The sequence below is a fragment of the Stenotrophomonas sp. YJH_SMC_81 genome (assembly GCF_059370875.1).
Map to the genome: position 1 here is coordinate 181,940 of NZ_JCAFUB010000007.1, position 17,116 is coordinate 199,055.

Annotated in this window: 9 protein-coding genes; 6 read left to right on the plus strand and 3 right to left on the minus strand. The window is 68.1% G+C overall.

What is annotated here, in order from left to right; genetic code table 11:
- Positions 1–5 precede the first annotated feature (5 nt).
- On the minus strand, positions 6–1,229 hold the full coding sequence (bioF, locus tag AC5P8U_RS15420; RefSeq protein ID WP_438914877.1) for an 8-amino-7-oxononanoate synthase: 1,224 nt from the start codon (positions 1,227–1,229) through the stop codon (positions 6–8).
- 67 nt (positions 1,230–1,296) lie between these two features.
- Entirely contained in the window at positions 1,297–2,340 is a 1,044-nt protein-coding gene (bioB, locus tag AC5P8U_RS15425; RefSeq protein ID WP_072168002.1) for a biotin synthase BioB, read from the minus strand.
- 159 nt (positions 2,341–2,499) lie between these two features.
- Between bioB and AC5P8U_RS15430 the strand changes: the two genes are divergently transcribed.
- Positions 2,500–2,808, plus strand: a complete 309-nt coding sequence (locus tag AC5P8U_RS15430; protein ID WP_495214208.1) for a hypothetical protein — start codon at positions 2,500–2,502, stop codon at positions 2,806–2,808.
- On the opposite strand, the gene AC5P8U_RS15435 is transcribed toward AC5P8U_RS15430, so the two are convergent.
- Entirely contained in the window at positions 2,795–3,163 is a 369-nt protein-coding gene (locus AC5P8U_RS15435; protein WP_146260264.1) for a hypothetical protein, read from the minus strand. The two genes, AC5P8U_RS15430 and AC5P8U_RS15435, sit on opposite strands and share 14 nt — an antisense overlap.
- Between AC5P8U_RS15435 and AC5P8U_RS15440 the strand changes: the two genes are divergently transcribed.
- The 5 genes from AC5P8U_RS15440 to AC5P8U_RS15460 all read left to right on the plus strand — a co-directional run.
- Positions 3,149–4,474 carry a chloride channel protein gene (locus AC5P8U_RS15440; protein ID WP_072167999.1) on the plus strand — a complete coding sequence of 442 codons (1,326 nt, stop codon included), beginning with the start codon at positions 3,149–3,151 and terminating at the stop codon, positions 4,472–4,474. The two genes, AC5P8U_RS15435 and AC5P8U_RS15440, sit on opposite strands and share 15 nt — an antisense overlap.
- 145 nt (positions 4,475–4,619) lie before the next feature.
- The gene (locus AC5P8U_RS15445; protein WP_088497040.1) at positions 4,620–5,789 is read left to right on the plus strand and encodes an L-dopachrome tautomerase-related protein; all 1,170 of its coding nucleotides are present in this window, start codon (positions 4,620–4,622) and stop codon (positions 5,787–5,789) included.
- An 88-nt stretch (positions 5,790–5,877) separates the two neighbouring features.
- Positions 5,878–6,567: a ComF family protein gene (locus tag AC5P8U_RS15450; protein ID WP_088497034.1), complete on the plus strand. Its 690-nt coding sequence runs from the start codon at positions 5,878–5,880 to the stop codon at positions 6,565–6,567.
- A 256-nt stretch (positions 6,568–6,823) separates the two neighbouring features.
- Entirely contained in the window at positions 6,824–8,506 is a 1,683-nt protein-coding gene (locus AC5P8U_RS15455) for a ShlB/FhaC/HecB family hemolysin secretion/activation protein (RefSeq protein WP_253247544.1), read from the plus strand.
- 86 nt (positions 8,507–8,592) lie between these two features.
- The coding region (locus AC5P8U_RS15460; protein ID WP_495214209.1) for a hemagglutinin repeat-containing protein at positions 8,593–17,116 on the plus strand (8,524 nt) is incomplete at its 3' end.

A 17,116-nucleotide genomic window follows, 5' to 3' on the forward strand; every position in this document is an offset into this window, starting at 1 on the left:
CAGGCTCAGGCAAAGACAGGCAACGGCGGTGGCGCGGCGTCACGCACCGCCAGATCCACGCGATCGCGCGCGCTGGCGATCGCGTCCACCAGGCCACGCACCTGTTCCGGCGTGTGCAGGGCGGACAGGGTGACACGCAGGCGCGCCTTGCCTTCGGGCACCGTGGGCGGACGGATCGCGCCGACCAGCCAACCGGCCTGTTCCAGTGCCTTGGACATCGCCACAGCGCGGTGATCGTCACCACACAGCAGCGGCTGGATCGGCGTTTCCGAAGCCATCAGGTCCAGGCCATGGCGGCGTGCCTCGCTGCGGAACAGCGCGATCAGGTCGGTCAGTTTCGAGCGGCGCCAGTTGTCACGGCGTGCCAGGCGCACCGCTTCCAGTGCAGCGGCGGCCAGCGGTGGCGGCATCGCCGTGGTGTAGATGTAGGGGCGTGCGGTTTCGGCCAGGTGCTCGACCAGATCGTCGCGGCCCAGCACCAGCGCGCCGGAACCGCCCAGTGCCTTGCCCAGCGTGACCAGCTGCAGCGGCACATCGTCCACGCCCAGCCCGGCGGCGGCCACGGCACCACGGCCGTCACCGACCACGCCTACGCCGTGCGCATCGTCCACATAGAACAGCGCCTGCTGCAGGCGTGCCACAAGCGACAATGCACGCAGCGGTGCGATGTCGCCATCCATGCTGAAGACACCATCGGTGGCCAGCATCGCCGCGCCGTCGGGCGCGTGCTTGAGCTGGCGCATCGCGCCTTCGGCATCAAGGTGCGGATAACGGCGCAGGCGCGCACCGGCCAGGCGCGTCGCATCGAGCAGGCTGGCGTGGTTGAGCTTGTCCTGCACGCAGACGTCGTTCTCTTCGCTCAGCAGTGCCTGCTGCACGGCCAGGTTGGCGGCGAAGCCACTACTAAACAGCAGCGCGCGCGGGTAGCCCAGCCACTCCGCCACTTCGCGCTCCAGCGCGTCATGCAGGGCGTGGTGGCCGCAGACCAGGTGCGATGCACCCGCGCCGGTGCCTTCGCGTGCGGCGGCATCCTGCAGCGCGTTGACCACGCTGAACTGCTGGGCCAGGCCCAGATAATCATTGCTGCAGAAGCCGGTCAGCCACTGGCCGTCCACTTCCAGGCGCACGCCATCACGGCGGTTGACCGTGCGCCGCGTGCGGCGACGGCCCTGGGCATCGCGCAGGGCGCGCTGGGCGTGGAGGCGGGCGGTCAGGTCGGGGCGGGCCATGGCGGCTGAATGCGGCGACGGGGCGGCTAGGGTAGCGCGTTGCCGCGACGCCTGCTTGCGGCCTGTCTCAGGCCGCGTGAGCACAGCCACAGCCGGGCGCTTCGGCGCTGATATCGGCGTGCACGGTGCCACCGTGGTCGTGGCCCTCGGCGTCCACCTGCATCGCCATCGGTTGCAGGCCCAACCGCGCGAACAGGGCCAGGTCGCGCTCGCTCTCCGGGTTACCGGTGGTCAGCAGCTTGTCGCCGTAGAAGATCGAGTTGGCACCGGCCACGAAGCACAGCGCCTGCAGTTCGTCACTCATGGCTTCGCGCCCGGCCGACAGCCGCACCATCGAACGCGGCATGGCGATGCGTGCCACCGCGATCATGCGCACGAACTCGAACGGGTCCAGCTCGGCACTGCCATGCAGCGGGGTACCCGCCACCTGCACCAGCCTGTTGATCGGCACCGAATCGGGATGCGCCGGCAGCGTGGCCAGCGCCAGCAGCAGGCCGACGCGCTGCGCGCGCGTCTCGCCCATGCCGACAATGCCGCCGCAGCAGGTCTTCAGGCCGGCCTCGCGCACGTGCTCCAGCGTGTCCAGGCGGTCCTGGTACTGGCGCGTGTGGATGATCGAATCGTAGTAGTCCGGCGCGGTGTCGAGGTTGTGGTTGTAGTAGTCCAGGCCGGCGTCCTTCAGCGCACGTGCCTGCTCGCCGCTGAGCATGCCCAGCGTGGCGCAGGTTTCCAGGCCCAGCGCCTTCACCCCGGCGATCATCGCCGCCACCTTCGGAATGTCGCGGTCCTTCGGCGAACGCCACGCCGCGCCCATGCAGAAGCGCGACGCACCGGCGGCCTTGGCCTGGCGCGCCTTGGCCAGCACCGCGTCGGTGTCCATCAGCTTCTGCGCGTCCACCCCGGTGGTGTAGCGCTGTGCCTGCGGGCAGTACGCGCAGTCTTCAGGGCAGCCGCCGGTCTTTACCGACAGCAGCGTGGAGACCTGTACCTGGGCCGGGTCGAAGTGCTCACGGTGGACCGCAGCGGCGCGGAACAGCAGCTCGGGGAACGGCAGATCGAACAGCGCCTGCAGTTCGTCGTGTTGCCAGTCGTGGCGGATGGCAGCAGCCATGGCGGACCTTGGGTACGAGTGGAGCGAGGGCGGCAGTGTGGGTGGGCTGGTGAGCGCTGTCAACTTAATTTTATAGGTAAAGGTTTACATTGAACGGCCGCCATGAACGGGCGTTACGGTGTAAGTTCATTGCTGCATACGGACGCGCGAACACATGCCATGAACAGCTACCAGTCCTATTCGATCCGCCGCGACGCGGTGCTGTGCAGCCTGGCCGAACTACCTGACGGCGGCCTGCGCGTGGTGCTGGATGATCTGCGTCAGGCCGATGCGCCGGGGCAGTGGAAGAATCACACCTTCGTGACCTTCAAGGACTACCCGGCGGGGGAGCTCGATCCGGCGATGCTGCCGAAGGAGGAGCTTGAAGCATTCGGTCACTATGTCTTGGTTCGCTTGTTGGCGATAAACGGTTGCCTGCGTGATACGGACGAAGGCTCTGACAGCGATGTCCCTCTCACCGACCAGTAGCGGCAAAGCACCGCCGCGCTGACCGACGAAGGCAATCGCCCGGATCGATGCGCAACTGCGTTCCCACTGCGATGGACAGTTCCGAAACATCGCCTGCATCGAGGGGATGGCGATGTCGCTGGACCCGCAGCGCCACCCCGGCATTGCTGATGTCTTCTACGCCCAGCGTGTGCGCGAACGGGTCGCGCGCGGCGTACTGGAAGTGCGGGGTGCAAAAGCGCCGGTGGCGGGAGCGCCTGCGCGTCCAGCGATGTACGTCGGGGCATTTCACCGCATCCTGCAAGGCCTTCAGCCACAGTAGCCGCTGTCCGCCTTCCTCCGCAGCGTCCAAACTGCCCGCATGACCGATCTCCATCGCCTCCGCGGCCGCATCACCGCGCTGGTTCTCAGTGAGGCCTGGCGCCGCCGTGCCGCGCTCTGGGGCGGGGCTGTGGCCGTAGCGCTGGTGGCCATCCTGTTCGCCAAGGCCAGCGACGCGGCCTTCCATCTGTTCCAGCGCATCACCGCGCGCTCGCCGTGGTGGGCCCTGCTGCTCACGCCCGGCATCTTCGCGTTGCTGGCCTGGCTGACCAGTGGCGTGCTGAAGCCCACGCGGGGCAGCGGCATTCCGCAGGTCATCGCTGCGTTGGACAAGCCCGATGAGCCGTTCCGGAAAACCAACCTTTCCCCAGCGGTTTCGGCCGGCAAGCTGTTGCTGACCTCGCTGTCGCTGCTCGGCGGCGCGTCGGTTGGGCGCGAAGGTCCCACGGTGCATGTGGGCGCGAGCCTGATGTATCTGTTCGGCCGCTGGTTCGGCTTCAAGGATCCACGCGAACTCTCGCACTTCCTGCTGGCGGGTGGTGCAGCGGGCATCGCCGCGGCATTCAACACGCCGCTGGCGGGCATCGTGTTCGCCATCGAGGAGCTCAGTGGCCGTTTCGAACATCGCTTCTCCGGCACCCTGTTGACCGCAGTGATCGTCGGTGGCGTGGTGTCGCTGGGCCTGCTGGGCAACTACACCTATTTCGGCCATGTGAGCGCGCGCCTGCCGCTCGGCCAGGGCTGGCTGGCGATCCTGCTGTGCGGCGTAGTGGCCGGGTTGCTGGGCGGATTGTTCGCGCGCGCGGTGCTGGCCAGTGCGGCGGGGCGCCCCCGTTGGCTCGGGCAACTACGGCAGCGGCATCCCGTGTTGCTGGCCGCAGGCTGCGGGCTGGTGGTGGTGCTGCTGGCCCTGGCGTTCGGAGAAGGCGCATTCGGCACCGGCTACGAACAGGCGCGCAGCCTGGTGCAGGGGCAGGCGATGGTGGGCCACGAGTTCGGTCTGATGAAGCTGCTGGCGAACCTCGCATCGTACGTAGCCGGTATTCCCGGCGGCCTGTTCTCGCCGGCGCTGGCGGTCGGTGCCGGCCTTGGCCACAACCTGGCCGTACTGATGCCGGGCGTGGACCCGCGCGCGTTCGTGCTGCTGGGCATGTGCGCCTACCTGACCGGCGTCACCCAGGCCCCGCTGACCTCGGCGGTGATCTCGCTGGAGCTGACCGACAGCGGTGATCTGCTGCTGCCGATCCTGGCCACGGTGCTGATCGCGCGCGGCGTGTCCGGGCTGGTGTGCCGCGTGCCGATCTACCGCGGGTTGGCGGAGATGTTGATGGTGCCGAAAACAGAGCCAGCTGATAGGCCTCACTGATTGCCTTGATCAACAGGACCAATCATCTCGAATCTTCACTCCAGCAGTGAAGCTGATTCCGCGCTGCACCGTCTACCCCATGCGCGGCGCGCCGCTGAAGATGCATCGACACCGGGGCTGCACCCGGACCCGCATCGAGAGCACCATGATCAACTGCCGTATCCGCAGCCTGGCGGCTGCCGTCCTGGCCCTGGCCAGTTCCCCCGCGCTGGCGATGTCCGGCGCGCCCATGCTGCCCAGCGAGCGCAGCATCGGCACCCTCGAACCGGTGGCGCGTTTCGAAGGTGCCATGCCCACCAGCGTGGCGGTATCAGAAACCGGGCGCATCTTCGTCAACTTCCCGCGCTGGGGCGATGACGTGAGCTACAGCGTGGCCGAATGGCGCGACGGCCGCGCCGTTCCCTATCCGGATGCGCGCATCAACAGCGCGGACGGAGCCGACCCGGCTGCACACTTCATCAGCGTGCAGAGCGTGGTGGCCGATGGCCAAGGCCGGCTTTGGGTGTTGGACACTGCAGCGCCCGGATTCTCCGCACCGCAGGCCGGCGGTGCCAAACTGGTGGCGATCGACCTTGCCACCAACACCGTGGCCAAGACGCTGGTGTTCCCGGCCAACGTCATCGACGCGCGCACCTATGTCAACGATGTGCGCTTCGATTTCCGTGTTGGCCGCGAGGGCGTGGCCTACGTGACCGACTCGTCGCTGAGCGGTATCGGCGGCATCATCGTGATCGATCTCGCCACGGGGGCTGCATCCAAGCGCCTGGTCGGGCATGTGTCCACCTCGGCCGATCCGGCCTTCGTGCCGATCGTGGAAGGACAGCAGATGCGGCTGCGCAATGCGGATGGTTCGACGCAGCCGTTCACCGTAGCCGCCGATGGCATTGCGTTGTCGCCTGATGGCAGCACGCTGTTCTACACCCCGTTGTCCAGCCGTCATCTGTACAGCGTACCCACTGCCTTGCTGCGCGACCCCAAGGTGAGTGAAGCGGCACTGGCGGCAGCCGTGGTCGACCTCTGCGACAAGGGCGCCTCCGATGGCATGGAAATGGACGCCAACGGCCGGCTGTATGCCAGCGACTACGAGCACAACGCCATCCATGCCCGTGATGCGGACGGACGCTGGACGACCGTGGTGCACGACCCGCGCATCCTGTGGCCGGATACGTTGTCGATGGGGCCGGGCGGCTATCTGTACTTCACCGCCAACCAGCTGCACCGGCAGGCCGGATTCAATGGCGGCGTTGATCGGCGGCAGGCGCCGTACATGGTGTACCGCACGCGGGTGGATGCCGCGCCGGCGCCCACGAGGTGAAGTGATCCGTAAACGGGTAAGGATGCCTACGGGTTGAAGGGCGAGCGTCTGATGGCCCCAGGGCCGGGGTGCGATCACGCTGTAGTGCATGCCGGTCCTGTTCAAGTCCACTCGCCTCCTGCAGGCGGCGCTTCGCGTGCTGCTGCCACTGCGCTGCCTGGTATGCGGCGATCCGGGCCATGATGATCTCGACCTGTGCTGCGCCTGCCTCGCCGAACTACCCTGGGCCGGCCGCGCCTGCCTGCGTTGCGCGCTGCCGTTGCCGGACGCCGCCCTGATCGTCTGCGGCAGCTGCCGCGAGGAGGCGCCGCCGCAGGCCGCCACACATGCCAGCCTGCTGTACCTTCCACCCGTCGATCAGCTGCTGGTGCGTTACAAGTTCCACCAGGACTTGGCGGCCGGGCGCTTGCTTGCCCAGCTGATGCAGCGCGCACCACCGCCCTGGTCGTGCGCGCCGCTGGTGCCGGTGCCGCTGCATGGGCGGCGCCTGCGCCAGCGCGGCTACAACCAGGCCGGCGAGCTGTGCCGGTTGCTGCCGATGCCGGTCTGGCAGGGGGTGTACCGACGACGCCACACCGCGCCGCAGTCCGAGCGCAGCGCAGAGCAGCGCCGGGACAATCTCTTTGACGCATTCGGCACGCGCTTGTCGCCACCGACACGGCTGACCGTCGTGGACGATGTGATGACCACCGGCAGCACCGTGATGGAAATCGCCGAGACGTTGCGGCTGGCGGGTGCCAGGGACGTGCGGGCATGGGTGTGCGCACGGGTGCCGTGACGACGGGAGCGATTGACATCGCATGACGGCAGCTGAAGGATGCCCATCCTTCAGCGCGCGGTGCTCGGCTGCATCGCCGCAATGGGTGCACGGATGCAAAGACCCTAAAGTTCCGCGCACTCCCGCCGATAGCGGTTGGCGGTCGACTCGGTGCTGGCCGCACGTTCTCTCTGCACGATGTCTGTTCACAGCTTCAGGTCTGTACCAATGCTGGACAAGGAAGTCGTTGATGGGTAACAGAAAAGCAGGATTCAGCATGCGTGCCGTTCTGGGCACTGCGGGGCTGTTGTTGATCGGCGTCGTGCATGCGCAGTCGGCCAGTCCCTCGTTCGCCGAGCAGCAGGAACTGCGCGAACGCGCCGAGCGCGAGGCACGCGAGCGTGAGCAGCGGCAGGCATTGCCGGATGTATCACGCGAACAGCCGGCCGCTGCCACCGATCTGCATTCGCTGGCACTGCCGGACGAAGAACCGTGCTTCACCCTGCAGCAGCTGCAGCTCGACGGTGCGCATCTGGCGCAGTTCGCGTTCCTGCAGCGCTATCTCGACCGCTACCGTGGCCGCTGCGTGGGCCAGCAGGGCATCGCGCTGATCGTGCGGCGTGCCTCGGATCTGGCGCTGGCCAAGGGCTACGTGACCACGCGCATCGGCCTGCCCGAGCAGAGCCTGGGCAGCGGAACCCTGCGCCTGCAGCTGGTGCCGGGCGTGATCCGGCAGATCCGCTTCAACGCGGAAGAGGTTCCCGATTCGATGTGGAAGAGTGCGTTTCCCGCGCGGCCGGGGGACGTGCTTAATCTGCGCGCGTTGGAACAGGGCCTGGAGCAGCTCAAGCGCGTTCCGTCGCAGGACGTGAACATGGAGCTGGTGCCGGGCGAAGGGCCCGGCGAGTCGGACGTGGTCATCAGCATCCGCCACGGCAAGCGATGGCGTGCCTCGGTGTCGCTGGATGATGCCGGCAGCCGTGCGACCGGAAAGCAGCAGGTCGGCGCGACCGCGTGGGTAGACAACCTGGCTCGCGTCAACGACCTGCTCAGCGTTGGCGTCAGCAGCGACGGCAGTGCCGACAAGGGCCGGGGTACCCACGGCTTCAATGCGTCGTGGTCGGTTCCGGTGGGCAACTGGCGTTTCAGCACCAGTACCTACAGCTCGCGCTACAAGCAGACCATCGCCAGCAACGCCGACACGTTCGCCAGCACCGGCACCTCCAGCAACGTCGACCTGGCCGTGGAACGGCTGCTGGTGCGTGGTCAGAGCTATCGCAGCGGCATCGAGCTGCGCGTGGCGCAACGGTCGTCGCACAGCTACGTGGAAGGCGTGGAGATCGAAGGCCAGCGCCGGCGTACCACCTCGGTCGAGCTGGCGCTGCTGCACCGCCAGTACCTGGGGCGGGTCCAGGCCGATATCCGCCTGGCGCACCGCCGCGGCGTGCCGTGGCTGGGAGGCGATGATGACGCCGTGGGCCGTGATGACCTGGCGCCGACGTTCCGCTATGGGCTGACCACGCTGGATATCGGCGCCGGTGGCGCCCTGACATCCGGGCCGCGTCCGCTGGCATGGAACACCGCGCTCCGCTACCAGTGGAGCAAGGACACGCTGTACGGCTCGGAGTTCATCAGCGTCGGTGGCCGCTATACCGTCAACGGCTTCGATGGCGAGGTGCCACTCGGCGGCAGCCGTGGCGGCTACTGGCGCAACAGCATCAGCTGGATGGCACAGCGCGCCATCGCGCCCTATGCGGGCATCGATATCGGCCACATCGAGCGCGACGACCGCCAGGGTATCGGCGGCGGAACCCTCAGCGGCGCCCACCTGGGTGCACGTGGCGAGCTGGGCGGACTGGCGTGGGATGGCTTCGTCGGCGTACCGATGAGCCGCCCGGCTTGGCTCAAGCATGAGGCACGCGGTCACGTGATCGGATTCCGCGCGTCCTGGCAGTTCTGATTCGACTGGAAGCACCGTCGCCACGTGGCGACGTGATCGGGTTGTTGTGTGTGCAGTTCCCCCCTGGGTTGATGGAAGCACCTGGCATGAAGAACGTATTCCGCAGTCTGTCCCTGTCCACTTCGGGCGCCGGTTGGGCCACGCGCCTGCGCACCGCGATGGCGAGCGCCACCCTGGCACTGGCGTTCCTGGCCCCCGGCAGCTCGTTTGCCCAGGTGCAGGTACAGGCCGGCGAGCAGGCGCGGGCCGACCAGGCGGCGAACGGCGTGCCGGTCATCCAGATCAACCGGCCCAACGCGGGCGGCGTATCGCACAACCGCTTCCAGGACTACAACGTCGGGCGCGAGGGGCAGATCCTCAACAACAGCGCGAGCACCGTGCAGACCCAGCTGGGTGGCTACATCCAGGGCAACGGCAATCTGCAGCCGGGCCAGTCGGCACGATTGATCCTCAACGAGGTGACATCCACCAACGCATCGCGCCTGCAGGGCCACATCGAGGTGGCGGGGCGCTCGGCGGCGGTGATCGTCGCCAACCCCAATGGCATCACCTGCGATGGCTGCGGCTTCATCAATACCACCCGTGGCACGCTGACCACCGGCACCCCGGTGTTCGGCAACGATGGCAGCCTGTCTGCGTTCCGGGTGTCCCGCGGAACGATCCGCCTGGAAGGCAACGGCCTGGATGCCGGCAACCTGGAAGGCGTCGACCTGCTGGCGCGCGCCGTGCAGCTCAACGCGGGCCTTTGGGCGCGCCAGGTGAACGTGGTCACCGGCGCCAACCAGATCGATGCCCAGACCCTGGCGACGCAGGCGATCAGCGGAGAAGGCGAACGCCCGCAGTTCGGCCTGGATGTTGCCGCCCTCGGTGGCATGTACGCAGGCAAGATCCGCCTGGTCGGCACCGAGGCCGGCGTGGGTGTGCGCAGCACGGGCCAGATGGTGGCCGACGCAGGCGACTTCATCCTGACCCAGGCCGGCGATGTCCGCCTGAGCGGACGCACGGCGGCTGCAGGCCGCCTGCAGATCGAAACCGACGGTGACCTGAAGGCCGACGGTACCCAGTACGCGCAGGGAGATCTTCAGATTCGTGCCCGGCAGGCGTCGCTTGCCGGTTCCACGTCGGCGGGCGCTGCGTTGGCCGTACGCGCCAACCAGAATCTGGACCTGGCCGGCAGCGCGCAGGCCGCACAGATGCAGCTGGACGCCAGTGGCACGCTGACCCTGGCTGACACGGCGAAGAGCGCGGGCAGCATCGCGCTGGCTGCCGCACAGGTGCAGAACCATGCACAGGTGACCGCAGGCGCCGGGCTTGCCGTGCGCGCCGACACGCTGGCGCAGGACAAGGGCGCGCGCCTGGGCGCACAGGCGCTGGACGTGCAGGCCCGCCAGGTGGACAACGCCGGCCTGCTGCTGGGCAACCAGGGCGTACGGATGCAGGCCGCGCAGCTGCACAACGCCGGCCAGCTGTACAGCGACGCCGACGTCGAACTCGATGCGGCCAGCATCGACAACGAGGGCATCATCGGTGCCGGTGCCAACCTGCGTGCAGCGGCCGACCGCATCACCCAGCTGAAGGGTGCCGAGCTGTCTGCGGGCGGGCTGCTGAAGATCCAGGCGCGCCAGCAGCTGGACAACGCCGGACGCATCCTCTCGGAGCAGGCGCTGGAACTGTCTGCCGGCGGCGTGGACAACCAAGGCACCCTTGAGGCCCGCCAGGCCGCGCTGGCGGTCGATCGTCTGCGCAACAGCGGCACGCTGCAGGCGGTGGACCTGCTGGCATTGAAGTCCAACGCACGCATCGACAATGGCACCACCGGCAGCATCCAGGGGGGCAAGGGCCTGAAGGTCGACGCCGATGTGCTGCACAACGCCGGCATCATCGGCAGCGCAGCCGATGCCCGTCTGTCCGTTGCCACGCTCGACAACCGCAACCGGCTTGAAGCCGGCGGCACCCTGACCCTTCAGGGCAGCGTTCTGCGGCAGCAGGCGGCCGCCACGGCGCTGGCACGCGTGGTGGCCGTGGACGTGCAGAAGGTCATCAACGACGGTCGCCTGCATGGCCAGCAGGCAATGGATCTGCGCGCCACTGAGCTGAGCAACAGTGGTGTGATCTACGGTCGCGACCGCTCACAGCTGCGCACCACCACATTGGACAATGCCGGCGTGATCGCCAGCGATGGCGCGCTTGACGTGCGCACCGACGCGCTGCACAACCGCGCCGGCGGCAACCTGTCCAGTGCGCAGTCGCTGCAGCTGGATGCGGTGACGCTAGACAACGCCGGTAACGTGTTCGCCAAGGGAGCACTGACGGCCAAGGCCGATGTGATCGACAACCGTGGCGACCTCTATGGCGTCAGCGATGTCGATGTCACCGTGCGCGACTCGCTGGACAACCAGGGCAGCCTGGTGGCCGGCCAGGCGTTGCAGGTGCGGGGCCGGACCCTGCGCAGCGAGGGTGAACTGGGCAGCGAGCGCGGCAACGTGCAGCTCAGCAGTGACCAAGCCCTGGTGCTGGGCGGGCGCACGTTGGCGGCCGGCACACTGACCGCGCACGCGGGCGGCAGCCTGGAGCAGTCGGGCAAGGCCTTTGCGCAGCAGGGCGTCGTGCTGTCCGCCGATGCCGGCGTGACGCTGAAGGGAACGATCGACAGCGCCGCTGATCTGCAGGTGCGCAGCGACGGCGACCTGGACAACCAGGCGGCGTTGTTCGCCAGCGGCGCGCTGTCGCTGCAGGCTGCGCAGGCACTGCGCACTGCGGCCGACGTTCAGGCGCGCACGGTCACGCTGCAGGCCGCCCAGGCCAGCAATCGCGGGCGCGTGCTGGCCTCGGGTGACATCGAATTGCGGGCGGGGCAGATCGACAACAGCGGCGTGATCGTGGCGGGCCTGCTGGCCGACGGCAAGGTCGGCAGCACCGGCAGCGTCACCCTTGATGCGCGTCAGCAGCTGCGCAACGCCGGCCAGATCAACGCCGGCCAGCAGGTTCACCTGCTGGGCGACAGCCTGCTGCTGGAGGGTGGCCAGGTTTGGTCCGGTGGCACCCTGCTGGCGCAGGCGCGCAGCGGTGAGTGGCGCAATATCGGCGGCAGCCTGACCGCCATCGGTCTGCTCGACCTGCGTGCCACCGACCTGCTGCGCAATGCGGGCAGCCTGCAGGGCACGCGCATCGGCCTGTTGGCGGCCGCGCTGGACAACAGCACCGGCGAACTGCTGCAGACCGGCACCGATCCCTTTGAACTTGGCCTGACAGGTGCCCTGCGCAACACCGGCGGGCGCATCGCCGCCAATGCTGGCAGTGTCCACCTGAAGGCTGCGCAGCTGCTGAACCAGGGTGGCCGCATCGAGCATGCGGGCACGGGTGTGCTGAAGATCGAGACCGGCACGCTGGACAACAGCAATGCAGGCCTGATCGTCGGCAACGGCGAGGCGGACGTGGCCGTTGCCGGTCGCCTCGACAACAGCGGCGGTACGCTCACCGCAGGCAGCGGGGCACGCGTAGCCGGCACGGAGATCGTCAACACCGGTGGCCGGCTCGATGCTGGCGGCAACCTTACCGTGGACGCTGCCGGGGCATTGGACAACCGCACTGGCACCATCGTGCAGCGTGGCGCCGGCCAGCTGCAGGTGCTGGCCTCCCAGCTGGACAACAGCAATGGCCTGCTGGGCGCCGAGGGCAATGCGCGCGTGACCAGCCGCACGGGCGACCTGCGCAACGTGGATGGCAACCTGTACGCCCGCCAGGAACTCGCGCTCGACGTGGCCGGTGCGCTGGCCAACCAGCGTGGCCTGGTCCACGGCGGCACCTCGCTGGATCTGCAGATCCGCCAGGCACTGGACAACAGCCAGGGCAACATCGAAGCACAGGGCCCTGCGAACATCCGCGCTGCCTCAGTGGGCAACCGTGGCGGCCGCATCGTTGCCAACGGCACCGGGCAGCTGTCGCTGGAATCGGCCGCTGCGCTGGACAACCGTGGCGGCACCCTGGGCAGTACCGGTGGTGCGCTGACGCTGACCGCAGGCAGCGTGGACAACCGAGCCGAAGGCGGCCAGGCCAAGCTGGTGGCCGGAACCGACCTGCGCCTGCAGACCGCATCGCTCGACAACGCAGGTAGCATGGTCCACGCCGCCAATACCCTGTACCTGGAGCGCGCAGGCGCGCAGGTATTCAACGTTGGTGGCCAGCTCAGCGCAGGCAACCTGCTGCGCCTGGATCTTGCCGCGCTGGACAACAGCAACGGCCGGCTGCTCAGTCGCCAGAGCCAGCTGACGCTGGGCAGCTTGGCCAATGGCGGCGGCGAGATCAGCGCCTATGAAGCACTCGGCGCACGCCTGCAGGCCTTCAGTGGCATCGGCCGCCTGTTCGGCGGCAGCGAGTTGCGCCTGACGCTGGCGGGCGATTACGTGCATGGCAACGGCCAGCGCCTGGAGAGCAACGGGCTGCTGAAGCTGGACGTGGCTGGCGCACTGGTCAACCAGGGGCGCCTGGAGAGCAAGGGCACGCTTGAAGTCTCGGCGGCGCGGATCGAGAACACCGCTGGTGGGCAGTTCAACGCCACGGCAGGCAATGGCAGTGGTCGTGTCGCGCTGAGTACGGCCGGCGATCTCAGCAATGCCGGTCGCGTGGACGGCGATACGGTGGAGGTGTCGGCTGCCAACATCACCAACACCGGCACCGTGATGGGCAACGCGCTGGAACTGCGCGCCTCGCGCATCACCAACGGCCGCGACCTGGGCGACACGCTGGTCGCACGCGACTACAACGAAGGGCTGATGGCGGCCACCGGCCGCATCAACCTGTATGCCAACTACATCGACAACCTCGACGGCGAGCTCTTCAGCCTGGGCGACATCCGCCTGCAGGGCTGGAACGGCGGCAACGCCCAGCAGATCCGCAACCGTTCCGGGCGCATCCAGGCCGAGAACGATCTGATCCTGGCTGCACTGGGCGTGGCCAACGAGCGTCGTGTGCTGGTCACCCAGCACAAGGTCTACAGCGGCAACGAAGGCGCTGCCGACCCGGACAGCGGGACGTTCAGGGTCGACGGCATCGACGGCCCCGCACCGCCGGGCAAGCTGTGCCCGGGCGACTGTGCCGTGCTGGAAGTCTGGACCGAGCACAAGGATCTGGTGCTGGAAGGCACCACCGTCATTGCCGCCAGCGCGGCATCGCAGCTGATTTCCGGTCGCGACATGCAGATGTCCGGCGGCTCGGTCGACAACCGGAACTCGGCCATCGCCGCCGGTCGCAACCTCTCGATCAACGGCCGCGGCTCGTCCAACAGCGAAGACCCCAATGACTGGGCCGGCGTGGTCAACAACGAGGCGCTGGCCGGCTACAAGGTGGTCCAGCGCACGTCGACCATCGACTACACCTACCGGCCTTGCCCCAGCCGCTGCGACTTCGAGATCTATGGCGGCAGCCGCGCGCTGGGCACCAGCACGGTCACCAAGCAGGTCACGCTGGCCGGCGGCAATGCCAGCATCACCGCCGGCCGCAAGGTGCAGATCGAAGCGCGCGAGGTCAACAACGCCGTGGTCACCGCGCACAGCGGTGGCACACCGCTGGACGTTGCCGGTTGGCAGGGCAACAACGCCTACGCACCCGAACTGGGCCAGCAGCAGGGCGCCGGCGCGGTCGGCGGCAATGCTGGCGCACCGGGTGCACAGCAGGGCGTGGCCACCGGGCCTGCCAGCGCGCAGGCGCAGGGTGCGGGCACGGCCGGTGATACCGGCTCCCCGGGCCCTGGCCGTGTCACCACGGTGCGGCCGCCGCAGGTGGTGGGCAGCCCGCAGAATCCGCTGCCGGGCCTGTCGCTGCCCAGTGGCGGCCTGTACACGGTCAATCCGGGCAACCAGCGCTGGCTGGTGGAAACCGATCCGCGCTTCGCCAACTTCGGGCAGTGGATCGGCTCGGACTACATGTTCCAGCGCCTGAACCTGGACCCCGACAAGCAGTTGCGTCGGATGGGTGACGACTTCTACGAGCAGCGCCTGGTGATGGAACAGATCACCGGCCTGACCGGGCGTCGCTACCTGGATGCCGACCAGGGCGATGGCATGGGCCAGTACCGCGCCATGATGGATGCCGGCGTGAGCGAAGCCGCGCGCCAGCAGCTGAGCGTGGGCGTGGCGCTGTCGGCCGAACAGGTGGCCGCGCTCAACGAAGACATCGTGTGGATGGTCGCCCAGGAAGTGGACGGCCAGAAGGTGCTGGTGCCGGTGGTGTACCTGTCCCAGGCCACCGCCAACCGCCTGCAGCTGGGGGGCGCCGCCATCGCTGGCGAGTCGGTGGAGATCCGCGCCGGCAATGTGTCCAACCAGGGCATGATCCGCGCCGATGATCGATTGACCATCGATACCGGCAGCCTGCTCAACGATCGCGGTGGCATTTCCGCAGGCGGCAATGCCCGCATCACCGCCGTGGAGGACATCCTCAACAACAGCGGCCTGATCCAGGGCGGTAACGTGGCCCTGGTGGCCGGCCGCGACCTGAAGAGTGTCAGCGGCATCGACCTGGCCAGCATCCGCAGCGGCGGCAGCCTGGCGCTGGAAGCCGGACGTGACCTGGCACTGGTCGGTTCGCAGACCCGTGCCCGCGGCAACGCGGCGCTGGAGGCCGGCCGCGACCTCAACCTCACCACGCAGATGCAGGGTGATGGAAGCCTGCGTCGCACCACGCTGGATGTCGGCGGCAGCCTGTCGCTGGATGCCGGCCGCGATCTGAACCTGACGGCAGCGACCGCCAGGGCTGGCGGCAGCGTCCATGCCACGGCCGGCAACGACATCAACCTCAACGCACTGACCACCACCGAGCAGGGCGGCTGGGGCAGCAACCGCTACGCGCGCGAAACCCTCAACGCCAGCGGCATCGAGGCCGGTGGCTCGCTGGGCATGCAGGCCGGGCAGGACGTGAACCTGCAGGCTGCACAGCTGAAGGCCGGCGACGGCCTGGCCGTGGTGGCCGGGCGCGATCTCAACCTGCAGGCCGAAACCACCACCAACACCAGCCAGCAGCAGAGCCGTGGCAAGCGTTTCTCGCAGACCACGCAGAGCATGGACGAGACCGTGCACGGCAGCTCGCTGCAGGCCGGCGGTGACATCGCGCTGGTGGCCGGGCGCGATGCCAACCTCACTGCCACGCAGGTCGGCAGCACCGACGGTGGCGTCAGCATTGCCGCTACGCGCGACGTGAATCTGTTGGCGGCGCAGGAGGACCACAGCTGGGAGCAGGAAACCACGCGCAGGAAGAAGGGCCTGCTGTCGAGCAAGACCACCACCACTTACGACGCAACCCGGGACAGTCTGGTGGTGGGCACCACGCTCAGCGGCGAGACGGTGACCATCGGCGCCGGACGTGACGTCGTCGCGCAGGCGGCGCAGGTGGCTGCCACCGGTGATGTGGTGGTGGCCGCCACCCGCGACCTCACCATCGGCACGGCCACCTCCACGCACAGCGAAGAGCATGACAAGACCGTCAAGCGCTCGGGCGTGTTCGGCGGTGGTGGCTTCAACCTGACCATCGGCCAGAGCAAGCTGGAAAAGGGCCTGGAGATCGAGCAGAGCGCGCCACAGGGCAGCCTGATCGGCTCAACCGATGGCCGGGTCAACCTGAGCGCCGGCAACACGCTGCACATCACCGGTTCGGACGTGCTGTCGAAGACCGGTACGCAGCTGGTGGGCGGGCAGGTGGTGATCGACGCGGCACAGGGCACCACTGACGTACACCAGAGCACCAAGCAGAAGAGTGCCGGTATCAACGTCGGCCTGACCGGCGGTGTGGTGGATGCCGCCCTGGCCGCTTACGGTGCGGCCAAGGCGGCCGGCAATGCGCAGGATGATCGCCTGAAGGCGCTGTACGCGGTGCAGGCGGCCAATGCCGCCGCTGGCGTCGGCGGCGCCATGCAGCAAGGCGCTTCCGGCGCCACCGACGGCGTGAGCCTGCGCATCGGCATCGGCGCCTCCAGCTCCAGTGCCAGCCAGACCAGCCACGACCAGTCGGCGGTGGGCAGCACCATCCGCAGCCAAGGCGACGTCAGCATCGTCGCCACCGGCGGTGACCTGAACATCATCGGCAGCCAGGTGAAGGGTGACAACGTGGCGCTGGCCGCGCGGGACAACATCACCCTGCGCAGCGAAGCGGAAGACCACACGCAGTCGTCGAAGAACAAGAGCGGCAGCGGTGAGATCGGTTTCAGCATCGGCGCGCAGACCGGTTGGTACGTGTCGGCCAGCACCGCCAAGGGCAAGGGCAGCGGCAACGGCACCACGCACGTCGAAACCGTGGTGGACGCCGATCGCAACCTGACCGTCATCAGTGGCAAGGACACCACGCTGCAGGGTGCCCAGCTGAGCGGCGACAAGGTGGTGGCCAGCATCGGCGGCAACCTGTCCATCATCAGCGAGCAGGACACCGACGACTACGCCAGCAAGCAGACCCAGGCTGGGGGAACCTTCGTGTATGGCAGCGGCGGCAGCGTCAACATCGGCCAGCAGAAGGTCGAGAGCCACCTGCGCAGCGTGCAGGAACAGAGTGGCATCGTTGCCGGCAACGGTGGCTTCAACATCACCGTAGGCGGCAACACACACCTGGAAGGCGGCGTGATCGGCA

Excerpts from the sequence above, each read along its gene's own strand:
- bioF (WP_438914877.1), bottom strand. The coding sequence starts at position 1,229 with ATGGCCCGCCCCGACCTGACCGCCCGCCTCCACGCCCAGCGCGCCCTG.
- bioB (WP_072168002.1), bottom strand. The coding sequence starts at position 2,340 with ATGGCTGCTGCCATCCGCCACGACTGGCAACACGACGAACTGCAGGCG.
- AC5P8U_RS15430 (WP_495214208.1), top strand. The coding sequence starts at position 2,500 with ATGAACAGCTACCAGTCCTATTCGATCCGCCGCGACGCGGTGCTGTGC.
- AC5P8U_RS15440 (WP_072167999.1), top strand. The coding sequence starts at position 3,149 with ATGACCGATCTCCATCGCCTCCGCGGCCGCATCACCGCGCTGGTTCTC.
- AC5P8U_RS15435 (WP_146260264.1), bottom strand. The coding sequence starts at position 3,163 with ATGGAGATCGGTCATGCGGGCAGTTTGGACGCTGCGGAGGAAGGCGGA.
- AC5P8U_RS15445 (WP_088497040.1), top strand. The coding sequence starts at position 4,620 with ATGATCAACTGCCGTATCCGCAGCCTGGCGGCTGCCGTCCTGGCCCTG.
- AC5P8U_RS15450 (WP_088497034.1), top strand. The coding sequence starts at position 5,878 with ATGCCGGTCCTGTTCAAGTCCACTCGCCTCCTGCAGGCGGCGCTTCGC.
- AC5P8U_RS15455 (WP_253247544.1), top strand. The coding sequence starts at position 6,824 with ATGCGTGCCGTTCTGGGCACTGCGGGGCTGTTGTTGATCGGCGTCGTG.